The 13,883-nt window shown below is 54.5% G+C and carries 10 protein-coding genes; 4 read left to right on the top strand and 6 right to left on the bottom strand.

Features of this window, described 5'->3' with window-relative positions; translation table 11 throughout:
• Positions 1-121 precede the first annotated feature (121 nt).
• Positions 122-3,946: a hypothetical protein gene (locus tag AC1RJ3_RS21910; protein ID WP_493080462.1), complete on the top strand. Its 3,825-nt coding sequence runs from the start codon at positions 122-124 to the stop codon at positions 3,944-3,946.
• Positions 3,947-4,095: 149 nt separating this feature from the next.
• Positions 4,096-5,079: a hypothetical protein gene (locus tag AC1RJ3_RS21915; protein ID WP_493080464.1), complete on the top strand. Its 984-nt coding sequence runs from the start codon at positions 4,096-4,098 to the stop codon at positions 5,077-5,079.
• Positions 5,080-5,235: 156 nt separating this feature from the next.
• On the opposite strand, the gene AC1RJ3_RS21920 is transcribed toward AC1RJ3_RS21915, so the two are convergent.
• A complete protein-coding gene (locus AC1RJ3_RS21920) occupies positions 5,236-6,192 on the bottom strand; it encodes a LysR family transcriptional regulator (RefSeq protein WP_493080466.1) in 957 nt (318 codons plus the stop codon).
• Between the two features lie 124 nt (positions 6,193-6,316).
• Here AC1RJ3_RS21920 and AC1RJ3_RS21925 point away from each other — a divergent pair, with 124 nt between their 5' ends.
• Both AC1RJ3_RS21925 and AC1RJ3_RS21930 read left to right on the top strand, forming a co-directional pair.
• Positions 6,317-7,075 (top strand): sulfite exporter TauE/SafE family protein, encoded by a 759-nt coding sequence (locus AC1RJ3_RS21925; RefSeq protein WP_493080468.1) that lies wholly within the window; start codon positions 6,317-6,319, stop codon positions 7,073-7,075.
• A 210-nt stretch (positions 7,076-7,285) separates the two neighbouring features.
• Positions 7,286-7,558, top strand: a complete 273-nt coding sequence (locus AC1RJ3_RS21930; RefSeq protein WP_054598368.1) for a DUF2790 domain-containing protein — start codon at positions 7,286-7,288, stop codon at positions 7,556-7,558.
• Positions 7,559-7,602: 44 nt separating this feature from the next.
• Here the strand turns inward: AC1RJ3_RS21930 and AC1RJ3_RS21935 are convergent, their stop codons facing one another.
• The 5 genes from AC1RJ3_RS21935 to AC1RJ3_RS21955 form a co-directional block, all read right to left on the bottom strand.
• Positions 7,603-8,559, bottom strand: a complete 957-nt coding sequence (locus AC1RJ3_RS21935) for a LysR family transcriptional regulator (RefSeq protein WP_489110392.1) — start codon at positions 8,557-8,559, stop codon at positions 7,603-7,605.
• 64 nt (positions 8,560-8,623) lie between these two features.
• On the bottom strand, positions 8,624-9,574 hold the full coding sequence (locus AC1RJ3_RS21940; RefSeq protein ID WP_493080470.1) for an aldo/keto reductase: 951 nt from the start codon (positions 9,572-9,574) through the stop codon (positions 8,624-8,626).
• 66 nt (positions 9,575-9,640) lie between these two features.
• Positions 9,641-11,131, bottom strand: coding sequence for an efflux transporter outer membrane subunit (locus tag AC1RJ3_RS21945; RefSeq protein WP_493080627.1), 1,491 nt, complete (start codon positions 11,129-11,131; stop codon positions 9,641-9,643).
• A 19-nt stretch (positions 11,132-11,150) separates the two neighbouring features.
• Complete coding sequence (locus AC1RJ3_RS21950; RefSeq protein ID WP_493080473.1) at positions 11,151-12,650, bottom strand: DHA2 family efflux MFS transporter permease subunit; 1,500 nt, start codon at positions 12,648-12,650, stop codon at positions 11,151-11,153.
• Positions 12,647-13,786: an HlyD family secretion protein gene (locus AC1RJ3_RS21955; protein ID WP_493080629.1), complete on the bottom strand. Its 1,140-nt coding sequence runs from the start codon at positions 13,784-13,786 to the stop codon at positions 12,647-12,649. Before AC1RJ3_RS21955 ends, AC1RJ3_RS21950 begins: the two co-directional genes overlap by 4 nt.
• Positions 13,787-13,883 lie beyond the last annotated feature (97 nt).

Consider the following 13,883-nt stretch of genomic DNA (forward strand, 5'->3'; position numbering starts at 1 on the left):
CCAACAGTTCTATAGATCTAAAGACAGAAACCTTTTTGCATCGCCCCGAAAAGCGCGGTCTGGACTCTGGTGATCCGGCCTGTTCTGATACTCAAAACTTGGCAGCAACTACGTAGGCCCCATGATCTTCTTCGAACTCGAAGTTACTGACATCTCAGCCCTCAATGATGGCGATTTGCGTGAACTTGTCGCTCGCCTGTGCGAGGCAGAGTTAATTCAACAAGGTATGCCACCTTCGGGCGTTACTTGGGGAGGCGCTCAGGAGGCCGCAGATGGAGGACTAGATGTGAAAGTGGAGAGTGCGCAGGCAATCCCTAGTCCCAATTTCGTGCCCAGAGAAAACACGGGGTTTCAAGTCAAGAAGCATTCGATGGGCAGATCGGCGTGCAAGAAGGAGATGGAAGAGAAAGGAAAGCCTAAGGCGGTCATCAAGATTCTCGCTGCTCTGAAGGGTGCTTACATAATTGTCAGCGGCAAGGACGACTGTTCAGAAAAAATGGTGTCCGAGCGCCTGAGTGGAATGAGAGAGGCCGCGGGCCTCTTACAGGACAAGGAGGATCTTCTCCTAGACTTCTATGGCCGAGACCGCCTTTTTAACTGGCTGAGGCGGCACCCTAGTGTTGCTCTATGGGTTCGCTCCCGTCTGGGCAAACCCTTGGCCGGTTGGAGGCCCTATGGCCGGTGGGCCGCAACACCACTGGATCAAGATGATGAGTTCCTCGTCGACGATCACCTTTGTGTGACTGATGCAAACTCTAGTTCAAAAGAGCCGATATCTGCATCTGCGGGAATCCAACTGATTCGTGACAGATTAAGAAAGCTGGGTAGCACGGTGCGAATCACGGGTCTATCAGGGGTCGGCAAGACTCGGTTCGCTCAAGCGCTTTTCGAAACTAGCGTTGGCAGCGAGGCGCTTCCTGCAAGTGATGTGATTTACGCCGACCTCGGGAATGACCTTACACCTACTGCCTCAGAACTAGTCGCCTACCTAATAGCCAACGATTTTGCAACCTATCTGGTATTAGACAACTGCCCACCAGACGTGCATCGGAACCTCCAAAAGCAAGTCGCCCAAAACGGCGCGAAACTGCACCTTCTCACCATCGAATACGACATCTCCGATGACAGGCCTGAAGAGACCGAAGTTGTTCACCTAGAGCCTACTAGTGAGGCAACGGTATCAAAGCTTGTAGAAAAGAGACTTCCCGACCTTGGCCACATCAACTCGAATAAAATTGCTGAATTCTCAGGCGGCAATGCGCGCGTTGCGCTGGCACTCGCCAGCAGAGTGAGCGCGGACGAGACGTTGTCAAACTTCTCAGATGAAGATCTCTTCCGAAGATTATTCATACAGCGCAAAGGGGCTTCAGCAGATCTACTGCAAAGCGCCGAAGCATTGGCTCTCGTATATTCATTCAACGTTGCTCGCTCAGAACTTAATGACGAGCTAGGCATCTTGGGAGCAATCGCCGGTTTAAGTCGGCAGGTCTTACTCCGCAGCCAAGCTGAGCTACTTCGCCGACAATTGGTGCAACAACGAGGAAACTGGCGAGCGATTCTTCCGCATGCGTTAGCTAACCGATTAGCGAAGCGGGCGCTCGAGAATATCTCTGCAGACGACATAAATGCAGAACTCTTTAAAGCTGAAAATCTTCGCCTGTTTCAGTCATGCGCCCATCGTATGGGTTATCTCCATGACTTCAAGCCCGCACGAGAGTTAGCCTCTACCTGGATCCAGCCAGGCGCGCCACTGCATAACATCGCTTCCTGTAGCGAAAAACTCCTTGTGGTTCTGGATCACGTCGCGCCTGTATTTCCAAATGTAGTATTACGCGCAATCGAGTATGCATCTGCAACGCCCGGATTTGCCTCTCGCGATAATGGTAGCTTCATTCGACTCGTGCGGCTTTTGTGCCATCTTGCGTATGAAGATGAGACCTTTGATCAAGCAGCAGAAATACTTCTGAAGTTTGCCGAGACAGAAAGACCCGAGGAGAATAACAACAGCATTGTCGGACAAATGCGACAACTCTTCTCCCTGTACCTTTCCGGAACTGAGGCCACGCCGGAGCGGCGACAGGCATTTATCCAAAAGCTGATCAATTCAGAAGCTCCGAGGCACCGAGAGATTGCCAGCAAGCTTCTACATTCCGCCTTTGAAGCAACTCATTGGTCATCATTTGCTTCCTTTCACTTTGGGGCGCGCAAGAGAAGTTCTGGCTGGCAACCCAAGACCCAAGGCGAGAAAGTTGCGTGGTACGTCGGTTTCATCCGATTGCTTCGACCGGCTTTGAGCTCAGCCCGAGAAGAGGACTCGAATTGGGCGAAGTCGCTCCTGGCAAGCCACTTCCGAGGACTTTGGTCTTTTGTCGGTTGTTTCGAAGCACTCGAAGAAATCATTCAGGCCCATGGACGCAACGGGGAATGGCCGGAGATGTGGATCTCGATCAAACAGACCATTAACTTCGATAGTGATCAACATGCTCCAGAGATGCTCGCTCGACTTGAGGTTCTTGAAAAACTGACTGCTCCTACCGATCTTTACTCTGAAATTGAAGCATATGTCTTGACTGATGCATGGGAGCATGCCGAAGTCCGCGGTGGGAATTTCGAGGAGAGTGCAAAAAAAATCAGCGATAAGGTCACCACGCTGGGGATTCTTACATCATCTAATTTGGAATACCTGGATCGGCTGGGCGCTAAACTTTGGAAGTCGTGTTCACAATCTCTTTGGGGGTTTGGCAAAGGACTAGCGGCTGGAAGCGCAGATCGATTTTCGCTATTCGAACTGCTTGTAGCATCTTTCCAAACGCATCGACCAGAACAATTCGGCCTGGACCTTATGGAAGGCTTTATCAGAGGCATCCACGATGTAGACCCTCACTTGGCGCACGAAATATTGGAGCGTGCCGTGGAAATTTCCGCCCTGAAACCTTATGCAGTAAGCCTCCTTTGCGCTGTCCCAATCGCCCCGTGGATATCAGGGAGGCTGCTGGGGCTAGCGCAAGAAGGGAACCTTGAGGCTTGGCGTTTTGAGCGAATAAGTTATGGGCGGATACACGAGGTTATTTTGGATGGAGATTTGGCCCTCCTCCTTTCCAGTATCAACGCACTGAAAAAAGGCTACCTTTCAGTGCTTCAGATATTGTCCATGCGTTTTTTTGAACAAGATCGTCACAAATACTCTCCGACTGAAAACCTTCGCTCTGTTGGCCGAGCTGCTCTACGAAGCCTCGTCTCGGCACACAGAGATGAGTTTCAACACTCTCAGCTACATGGTGTTCCCCGCGTCCTCGAGGAAGTCTTCAGCACGTCGACACCAGAAAGTGAAGTCAAGGAAATAGTTGAGTTGCTGTGCGCAGGAATAGCGACGCACCGTCTCTATAGCTTTGCGTTGGAGGAAATAATTAATGCATTGATAAAGAAATATCCGGAATTGATCCTCGATACAGTTTTTAATGGACGGGACGAAGAAAAGGCACTAGCGTTCATGATTTTTAGAAATCGAGCAGGTAGGGAACAATTGACTTTAAATACAATCCCTTGCGATCAAATTTTGGCTTGGTGCGGTGGCATCCAAGAGCGTATTGCGAAAGTTGCCAGTGCGGTACACGCATATTCTGAGAGCAAGTCCACCAATGCATCGATTGAAAGTCCAAATAGAACCAATCTTAGTGAACATATTAAATTCATTATGGAGGCGGCAGACGACAAACGGGCTATTGTTGAGATTATTTTCCACGGAGCATTTCCTGACAGCTGGTCGGGCTCACTGGCCGAGATCCTTGAGACTCGTTCCATCGCGTTTGCAGAGCTGTTGAACTACCCCTCTCCGGAAGTGCGATCCCTTGCTAAAACCAAGCTAGGTCTTCTCCAGCAAAGAACTAAGTTAGAGCGAGAGAGAGAAGCTGCAGATGATAATGAACGCGAGCAACGCTTTGAGTAATCATCTGCGCTCTCAACGACTTGTGAAAAGGGACAGACTTATTTATCTGCCATAAGCATCAACACAATGAAAAAATAAACCCGCCCACTTTTTCTCGCCTTAGCTTAATCGTTAGGCTTTAGACAACCATCACCACTGAATTCAGACAAATGAAAAATAGACTAAGAGCATTTGCTCTAACTGTAGTTGTTCTAGCCCCGATAGTCCTTTACCTTTCGAAATTCCACGGTGGTCTAACAGATGAGCACGTGCGTTGGGGAGAGCTTGGTTCATATCTGAGCGGTATATATGGAAGTCTAGCCCTCCTCGTGCTGGCATACACTACGCATCTCACTCAAACACAATTCAAACGCCAGAATGAAGACAGCATTTTTTACAAGTTATTCGACTCTCTCCAATACAGAATTCAGCACAGTTCAATTACCATAAACGGTAACGAATTCTCAGCTCACAAGAGCCTGAAGTATATTGCAGATAGGATTCACAAGGAGCTTTCCGCCGAGGCTGTCGAAATTGGCCGTATGCTTCTGTGCAAGGAGCCGGAAAATGTAGCAAATGTTCACTATACGAAGTTGTTCGAGGCGCTCAAAGGGCGGAACTGGATCGAGACATTCGAAGAAGACCGCACAGCTTTCATTGCTGATATCACTGCACAAGGACACTTCAATGGGCGCTGGGAGCAATTGAAACACTACATTGGGTCTCGTGGCGAAGAATCGGAATCAATAAAGGAGGCGCTGCGAGCGACAGGTAGTGTTAACTTCTACAAGATTCCATTCAAGGATCGTCAACAGCACTATACAGCCGCGCTCCGCAGAGTACTGAAAGATCACGGCGAATTTCTGGATGGATATTTAAGCACCATTATCTATATCGCCGAAGTATGCGCGGCGAGCACAAATCCGCCTCAGTACGCGCGATATGCTCAATCGCAACTCACGCGCTACGAGGTAGTAATACTCTTCTACTTGCTTGCTGGGAGCGATGAAAAAGTCGTCGGGGCGGATAATCTGAAAACCCTTGGTTTGCTGAATCGCCTCCGGACATTTGATTGTCAAGGCTTAATGATCGATTTGCCGAGTGAAGAACAAATTGATAGAGAAATCGGTGCAATTTTTTCGGCTGAAGCCTAACCGATGATTCCACCAGGCCTGCGTGAAAGCAGCGCACGCCTGGGAAATAAACCGTTAGTCAGCGTCTGCAATGGGTTGTAATGCAGTCAGTGATGACAGTCAGCTTTTTGATTGGCTCAACGCCGTCACTCAGCCCTCGCCAAACGACTTGCAGAGTCAACCCACCCCCTGCAATCCAGTTTTGATCAGCGGTAACGCGCGTTTCCGGTCCAGACTCTCGCCAAAGCCACGGATCATCTGCAACAACGACTTCACCCGCAGCGGCAGATTCCCGGCCGGGTACACCGCGTGCATCTGCGGACTTTCGCCGCTGCTGGAGGTGAGCATGTACTCGGGGCAGACCCGGAGCAGGCGCCCCGCTTCCACTTCGGGCTCTGCGATCCAGTCCGCCAGACGGGCGATCCCGACACCCGCCAGGGCCGCCTGGAACACCGCCGAACCGGAGTTGAAGCGAAACTTGGGATCAGCCCGAAAGCTGATGGCCTGCGTCTCACTGCGAAAATTCCAGTCTTTTAGAATCCGCGGCGCCGTGTGCAGGATCAGCGAGTGCGCCTCCAGCGCTTCGATGGAGTCGGGCGTCCCGCGCCGCTCCAGGTACCCGGGGCTGGCGTACAGATAACGTGAATAACTCCAGAGCGCAAAGCCGATCAGGTCACTGGATTGCGGATACCCGCCACGAATCGAGAAGTCCAGTTTGCTCTTGGCCGGGTCGATGGTTTCATCGGTGAAAATCCCATCGACGTTCACGTCTGGATAACGCTCACCGTATTGCGCGATCAGCCGGGGCAATACCCCGTGGCCGAGAAACTCGGGGGCGGAAAAGCGCACCCAGCCGTAGGCCTGGCCGCTGATTCCGGCCAGGTCTTCATCCGCCTCACGTTGCAGATCCAGCATTTTGTAGGCGTGGGGCAACAAGCGCTCACCCGCCTCGGTCAAGCTCACGGCATTGGACGAGCGATTGAACAACTTGACCCCGACGCTTTCCTCCAGGGCTTGAACGGCGCGGGTCAGCGAACTCGGGGAACGCCCCAGCGAGCGTGCCGCCGCGACAAAACTGCGCTTGCGAGCCACCGTCGCAAAGGCTTCAAGCTCCCCCAACATATCCAGTGCCATTCACCACCTCATTGCACTTTTCACAATGTGGCATTGCAACACAAAAAAAGCCGTTCCGTTAACCTTCCCGCTCAATCCACACCGCTGGACCTTCACCACTCCTTCATCGTCAGGGCCTGAATTCATGATCGATATTGTCATCCTTTGCGTGTTCGCCTTTGCTGCCGGCCTGATTGATGCGGCGGTCGGCGGCGGCGGACTGATCCAGATACCTGCGCTGTTCAACGTGCTGCCCACGGCGCAACCCGCGGCACTGCTGGGTACCAACAAGGTCGCGGCAGCCTGCGGCACCGCATTCGCGGCCCGGTCTTTCGTGCGCAAGGTGGTGATCGACTGGAGGCTGGTGATTCCCGCTGCCTGTGCGGCCTTCGTCATGTCCTTCTTCGGCGCGGCCACCGTGTCGTCCGTCCCGCAGTCGGTGATCCGGCCGGCGGTGTTGGTGTTGATCGTGCTGATGGCGATCTACACCTTCTGGAAAAAGGACTTCGGCGCCCTGCACAAACCCATGCACATCGGTACCCGGGAGAAACTGCTGGCGATCGTCATCGGCGGTGCGATTGGCTTCTACGACGGACTGTTCGGTCCCGGCACCGGCAGCTTCCTGATCTTCCTGTTTATCCGCTGCTTCGCCTTCGACTTCCTGCATGCCTCGGCGTCGGCCAAACTGGTGAACATCGCGACCAACGTCGCGGCGCTGATCTTCTTTATTCCCACGGGTAACGTGCTCTACCTGATCGCCCTCCCCATGGCCGCATTCAACATCCTCGGCGCGCTGACCGGCACCTGGCTGGCGGTGCGTAAAGGCGTGCCCTTTGTCCGGGGTCTGTTCCTGGTGTTGTTGGTGATCCTGATCAGCAAACTGTCTTACGACCTGTTCGTGTGAACCTGAGCCGTGGTTCTGACTGTCCCCGTAGCATTCTATTCATGCGAAATCCGACAACAGTGTTTGTCCAATAGGCCGCTGTCTGGGAAAGGGATAAACATCTAGCATCGTTTCTACCCGGTGAGCACATTGAATAAACATCAACTAACTCACGAGGTAAAAACGATGCAGGTCAACCCCTTGAGCGATACGGTGAATATGATGAACATGATGAATATGTCAAAAGTTGCGATCTTCCTTGCGCTTGGCAGTTTAGGTGCACAAGCATTTGCAGACGAGAGCCATTCAACAGTCGCCACCCGTCAGACACCGGTAGAAAGTTACACTTACGCAACCAAGCTCGACATTAAAAAAGTCATTGCAATGACAGACGTTGCGGACCAGTGCGGACCGGTTCCTGTTCAAATGACCTATGAAGACTCTCACGGTCAACAGCACGTCCTTCAGTATCAAGTCATGGGAACAGGCTGTTCAAACGGTTGAGCACTGTGCGGACGATGGAGGGTCGACACTCCATACCTGCCGCGCTAGCGAGCTCGAAAGCTGTTGTCTTTTCTGGCTGAGCGAACGATTTCTTCATCGGATGCCAGCAAGCCCGGAATGTAATCTTTAAGAAATTCCACCCATGTCTTTATTTTTGCATCCACGAACTTTCGTGATGGATAAATGGCAAACAAGTTGAACTCTTCAAAATGATACTCCGGCAGTACCCGCACTAACGTGCCGGCCCTGAGTCCGTCGACTGCAGAGGCAATCGGCTGAATACCAATCCCCATCCCATTCGTTATGGCAACAGTCATGGCGTCAGCCGTGTTGACGTGAAACGGCGACAATGGAACGTTAACGGTCTCCACGCCTTCGGGCCCCTCAAATACCCAGTTTTCAACCGGCATTACCGTATTCACAATTCTCAAACAATCATGTTCGCCAAGTGATTTCGTGGAATCGGGAATCCCGCGTTTCTTCAGGTACGCGGGCGAGGCACAGAGAATGCTGTAAGTGATGCCGAGCCGCTGAGCGACAAACCCTGAATCGGGTAGATCCCGCGCTAAAACAATCGAGATGTCATAGCCCTCCTCCAGCAAGTCAGGTAGCCGATTGGTCAGTGTCAAATCAAACATTACCAAGGGATAAATCTCTCTATACCTGGCAATGGCTTTGATCACGTAATGATTACCGACGGCTCCCATCGCATGAATCTTGAGCCTGCCAACGGGCATGACCTGCGCGGTACCCGCTTCCGCTTCAGCCTCACGTACCTCCTCAAGAATTTTCTCGCAGCGCTGCAAATAGCGCACACCTGCCTCAGTCAACGCCAGGCGTCGGGTCGTGCGGTTAATCAGCCGTGTTTGAAGCCTGGCCTCCAGACTGGAGACCGCTTTGGAAACGTTGGTTGTGGTGGTGTCCAACAGCTCAGCCGCCGCCGTAAAGCTGCCGCTCTGAGCGACAGCCACGAAAAAACGCATGGTCTGGAAAACGTCCATTGCTTTCACCTCTGGGAGGATAAAAAGGGGTGGCCCTGCAGAAGACCATCCCCCTTGTCGCACGTTACTTCTTGCCCGGAATAAATCCGGGCACACCGGTTTCCACCACCGAGTTGAATCGTACCCGGGTCGTAATATCTTCCTTGATTTCAAGCATGGCCCTGTGAGGCAGGGTAGAAATCGCAAAGTTTTCCTGGATATGGCTCAACGTTGCAGACGTGGTCAGGAACGCCACGCCACGTTGTACAGACCAGGCCAATGCAACTTGAGCCGGGGTCTGTTGCAAGCGCCGGGCGACGCCTGTGATCACCGCATCTTCCAGTACATTCGGCTGCATGCCATGCCCCAGTGGTGCAAACGCAAGGACGATAATTCCATGCTGCCGACAAAACTCGAGCAGTTCCCATTCAGGCAGATAAGGATGCGATTCAACCTGCACGACGGCAGGTTTTATCCGGGCCACTGCCACAATCTCTTGTAATGCCTGCAGTGTAATGTCGGATAACCCGATGGACTTGCACCGCCCCTCATCAACCAGACGCTCAAGTGCTCGCCAAGTCTCGATTAATGTCACGCCGGAGTCGTAAATGATTCTCCCCTGCTCGTCTCTTGGTTCCTGGTCTTCGCCCGGCTGAAAGGCAAAGGGCGTGTGGACGAGGTAGCAATCGATGTAATCCACTTGAAGTCGCCGGCAGCTGGCTTCAAAAGCCGGCAGAACCCGCTCGGGGCGATGGTTGGTGTTCCACAGCTTTGTGGTAATAAACAAGTCTTCGCGCCGGACCTTACCAGTCTCCAGGAATTCCTTTATGGCCACTCCGACCTTGTCTTCGTTTCGATAGCGCTCTGCACAATCGAAATGGCGAAAGCCTGTTTCCAGCGCGTGCTTGATGGCTTGTGTTGTCACGCTCAGATCCCGGAACAGCGTGCCAAATCCAACGGCTGGCATCGCACCCGATCCGTGGACAAGAGGGAATTTTGTATCGCGAAGTTCATCGTGAAACGCTTCGTATGACATGTCTTTACTCCGATGTCTGGGGCCACAGCCGCAATGGCGATAGTGGTCTCTGGTAAAACGCAGCCGCTATTGATAAACAGTTTTCGGCGCTTCGCGACTGGCAACGCGTTGCTCGGACACACCCACCGAATTACCGCCGAGCGCCACATACAACCGCACCGTGTCGAGGTACTGCGCCGTCTTCACTCTGAGTTGACCGAGTAACGCCTGCTCATAGGCACGTTCCGCTTCCAGTACCTGGAGAATGCTGTTCTCGCCTTGCGCGTAAGCTTGCTGGTTCAAGCGAAAACTGGTTTCGGCGGCGCGTAATGCGTCCTCCTGCGCCAGGTTTTCTTCCGAGTCATGGTTGATTGCCTGCAGCGTGTCTGCGACCTGGCCAAAGGATTGAATAACCGTTTGCTGGTAGCCGGCGAGTGTCGCCTTGTAGCCGTCGACAGCTGCCTGACGTTCAGCCTTGAGCGTGCCGCCATCGAAGATCGGCCCCGCCAGCCCCGCAGCAAGACTCCAAAGTGCAGCGCCGCCATTGCCTGAAGCCGCCTGGGCAAGAGACGCGGACAGCGTTACATGGGGATAGAGATTGGCTGTCGCGACCCCGACGGCGGCGCTGGCCATGTGCAATTCAGCTTCTGCTTGCAGTACATCCGGCCGGTCGTGGGCCATTTCCGAGGGCAAGCTGACTGGCACGCTTGACGGCAAGGCAAACTCGGAGAGATTGAAGTCCGGGGCGACCCAGTCTCCCGGGCCTTTTCCCGTCAGGACCGACAAAGCATGCCGGGCCGAATCACGCTGTTGAGCGAGGGGCGGCAACAGCGTGCGATCCTGAGCAAGCCGCGTCTCGGCCAGCGAAACGTCGATCTGCGTGGTGGTGCCATTGGTGTGCGCCATGCGCACGAGTTCGAGGTTCTTCGCGTCATTGGCGAGCAGTTTATCGACGGCTTCCATCTGCGCGTTTGCCGAAGCAACCAACAACGCCTGGCTCGCAACATCGCCGGTCAGGGTCAGGTACGCCGCTTCGTAGCGATGTTTCTGCAGACTCGTAAACGCTTCCTGCTGCTCGACCAGCCGCTTGGTACCGCCAAAAGCGTCAAGGTCGAAGCCAACCCGTGGCCCAATCGAGTAGAAATTGGAGACGCTTGGCTCGGGGCCGTTGTGGGTCCGTTGGCGGCCGGCCTGAGCGCCAAAATCGACCTGCGGATACAGTGCCCCCTCCGCCGCGGCAACAGAGGATGCCGCTTGGCGGATCGTCGCATCCGCCGCCACGAGCTCAAGATTGCCGTCGATTGCCCGACGTACAACCTTGTCGAGCTTCGGCGAATGGAAGGCAGACCACCAGTCACCGCTGACCTTCTTGCCAAGCTCAATGTGCTGCTCAGCAACCTTGTTGCCGCCCTCGCCAAGACGCTGCTCGGCCTGTTGATCATAGTGCTGCGACAGGCTCTGCGCGGGCTCTTTATAGTCAGGGCCGACGGTACAGGCGGACAGAAACATAAGCGCCGACACCGCACCGACCGTCGTTGGGAACTGCTGTCTGTTGAGTACGAACGTATTGGATTTCATTGGGCAGACTCCACGAAAACTAGTTGGTCGGAACGGGTTTGCGAAGAAAGACAACCAGTGGGCTCACCACCAGCATCGCCAGCATCAAAATCTTGAACTGGCCGATAACCGCGATAAAAGCCGCCTGGCCGGTGATCATTTCGTTAAGCCCCCCGAGTGCTTGCAAGGACGTCGACGCCGTCATGGAATGTGCCGCGGCGCGATAAGGCGTCAGATGGCTTGCCAGCGCCACATGCATTGTTTGCGTGTTGTTGAAGAAGAACACTTGCACGACCGCAACACCGAGGGTGCTGCCGTAGACACGGGCCAGATTGAAAAAACCGGTACCTTCCGGACGGAACCTGGGATCGAGCGTGCTGAAAGCCACCTTACTGATCGCCGGCATCAAGATGCCGAGGCCGATACCCTGGAGTGCACCGGCCACCGCCACGGGCCACCAGTCCATCAACGGCGAATAGCCAAGCATCAGCCAGTTGGCATACGCCACCAGCGCCACGCCCACGGCAACAAAGAGTCGCGAGTCGATCCGAGCAGGAACCCGGCCCATCAGCAGAAATGCACCGATAAGCCCGACACCTCGCGGTATCGTCAGGTAGCCGGTCGTGTCAGGTGGGTATCCGAGAATTTCATCCAGCATCGGCGATGTCAGGGCCATCGTTGGCAACAGCACAAAACCCAGTGCGAAAAAGATGATCGTCGACAGCACGAAATTGCGGTCTTTGAACAAATTCTTGCTGAGGAAATGCACCTTCGCGGTCAGCACATGAACAACGAACAGGTAGAGCCCCAGTGCACCTGCCAGCGCTTCCAGCCAGATCTCGGGCGAAGCGAACCAGTCCAGACGCTCGCCGCGGTCGAGCAGCATTTGCAACCCGATCATTCCCAGCGTGAAGGTGCCGACGCCGAAGAAGTCGAAAGGCGGACTTTTCTCGGCCTTTTTTTCGGCCAGCAACAACGTCACCACCACGAAAATAAACGCCGTTAGCGGAAGGCTGATGGAGAAAATCGAGCGCCAGTCGTAATGCTCGCAGACCCAGCCACCGATACTCGGGCCGCTGACGATGCCCAAGAGCACAATGGCCGTGAACATCGAAGCGAATTTCGCGCGCCGCGCAGGTGGCAGTGTCTCCATTGCAATGGCCATCGAAAGCGGTGCCAGCAAGCCACTCGCGGCGCCTTGAATGATGCGCGCACCGACGAACTCCAGCGGAGTCGTTGCCTGCATGGCGAGCAACAAGCCAAGGACGAACAAGGCTATCGCGGCTTGATACACAACTTTCAGGCCGTAGCGTCCGGCGAGCCACTGCGCAATCGGCAGCGTTATGGCGCTCGCCGCGAGGTATGAAGTGAATACCCAGCCAGCCTGGTCATCGGTCATCGATATGGCGCCCTGAATAAACCTCAGTGCCGCATTCGGCAGAGGCAGGTTCGCCGACTGCATATAGGTCGCGAGCAATGCGGCGAACCTGAGCGTGCGCGAGCCCTCTCCCGCCGGGTTTCCAGCAAGACTGGCGTTCATCGGTCGGTACCTGCGGTCAACAGAGCCTTGAGTGGGTGCCACCATGGCGTGCGATACCCGGTGTCGACTTTGACCGTGGCACTGGTACCCGAGAAAAGCGGCAGAGCAGGATCCACTTCATCGAGTTCGAGTCGAACCGGTACCCGCTGGACAACCTTGACCCAGTTGCCGGTCGCATTTTCCGGTGGCAGCAGCGCGAAATCCGACCCGGCACCCGGACTCATACTGGTCACGTGGGCTTTGAATACGTGATCAGGGTACGTATCGACACTGATGGTTGCTTCCTGGCCCCGACTCATATGGGTCACTTCCGTTTCGCGAAAGTTGGCCTCAACCCAGATCTGGCGATCGGACAGCAAAGCAAAGGCCGGCGCACCGCTGTTGACGTAGTTGCCAACCTGCAAATCGTCGACCTTGGCCACGATGCCATCCTGCGGCGCATACACCGTCGCGTACGAGAGATAAAGCTGCGCTTCGTCGAGCTGAGCCTTGGCCTCGCGAACCATCGGGTGTTTATCGGCTTCGATGTCCGGATTGCCGTTCAAGGCAACGACCGTGCTGGCGATCTGCTGTTCGATCGACGCTATTCGTTGCCGGGCAACTTTAAGGTCGGTGTCTGCACGTTCGTAAATGGCGCGCGAGACGAACTCGGTGGCGACCAGGGCTTTCTTGCGGGCAAATTCCCGCTGGTCGAAATCCGCCGACTCTTTGGCCGATTGCAGTTCCGCCTGCTGCTGGCGGTAGCTTGCCTTGAGTCCATCGATGCGAAGCCGCGCGACGCTCAGCTGTGCTTCTGCGCGGTTAATCGCGATCTGGAACGGCTCCGGGTTGATCCGAAACAGCACCTGGCCCTTGCGAACAGGCTGATTGTCCTCGACCGCGATTTCGACAACTTGTCCGGAAACGCGGGCGTTGATCGACGCCTTCGCTACTCGGGCATAGGCGTTATCGGTCGAAACGTAGGGCTCGCCCGTCACATAGTGTGAGTACCCAACCGCTGCGACGAGAGCAGGAACGCCCACCATAAGGAGTGGTCGCAACTTCTCTTTAAACGGTTTCTTGATGGGCCTGTCGGCCTGGTTCGGCCCTGGGTGCTCGAAGGTTTGCGAAGCTGGAATGTCGAACTGTCTGGTCATGATCGAATACACCTTTAACCGGGAAATCGGGCTAACACGGGCAACGATCGCCTGCGCCCCTGATGTCAATAATTGCTGTGAGGAATCAATCTCGTGT

The organism is Pseudomonas sp. GW822-FHT04C11, from assembly GCF_058800905.1.

What these genes read in the sequence shown, in the direction of transcription:
- AC1RJ3_RS21940 (WP_493080470.1), bottom strand. Translation starts at nt 9,574, where the DNA reads ATGTCATACGAAGCGTTTCACGATGAACTTCGCGATACAAAATTCCCT.
- AC1RJ3_RS21950 (WP_493080473.1), bottom strand. Translation starts at nt 12,650, where the DNA reads ATGAACGCCAGTCTTGCTGGAAACCCGGCGGGAGAGGGCTCGCGCACG.
- AC1RJ3_RS21910 (WP_493080462.1), top strand. Translation starts at nt 122, where the DNA reads ATGATCTTCTTCGAACTCGAAGTTACTGACATCTCAGCCCTCAATGAT.
- AC1RJ3_RS21920 (WP_493080466.1), bottom strand. Translation starts at nt 6,192, where the DNA reads ATGGCACTGGATATGTTGGGGGAGCTTGAAGCCTTTGCGACGGTGGCT.
- AC1RJ3_RS21930 (WP_054598368.1), top strand. Translation starts at nt 7,286, where the DNA reads ATGAATATGTCAAAAGTTGCGATCTTCCTTGCGCTTGGCAGTTTAGGT.
- AC1RJ3_RS21935 (WP_489110392.1), bottom strand. Translation starts at nt 8,559, where the DNA reads ATGGACGTTTTCCAGACCATGCGTTTTTTCGTGGCTGTCGCTCAGAGC.
- AC1RJ3_RS21945 (WP_493080627.1), bottom strand. Translation starts at nt 11,131, where the DNA reads ATGAAATCCAATACGTTCGTACTCAACAGACAGCAGTTCCCAACGACG.
- AC1RJ3_RS21955 (WP_493080629.1), bottom strand. Translation starts at nt 13,786, where the DNA reads ATGACCAGACAGTTCGACATTCCAGCTTCGCAAACCTTCGAGCACCCA.
- AC1RJ3_RS21925 (WP_493080468.1), top strand. Translation starts at nt 6,317, where the DNA reads ATGATCGATATTGTCATCCTTTGCGTGTTCGCCTTTGCTGCCGGCCTG.
- AC1RJ3_RS21915 (WP_493080464.1), top strand. Translation starts at nt 4,096, where the DNA reads ATGAAAAATAGACTAAGAGCATTTGCTCTAACTGTAGTTGTTCTAGCC.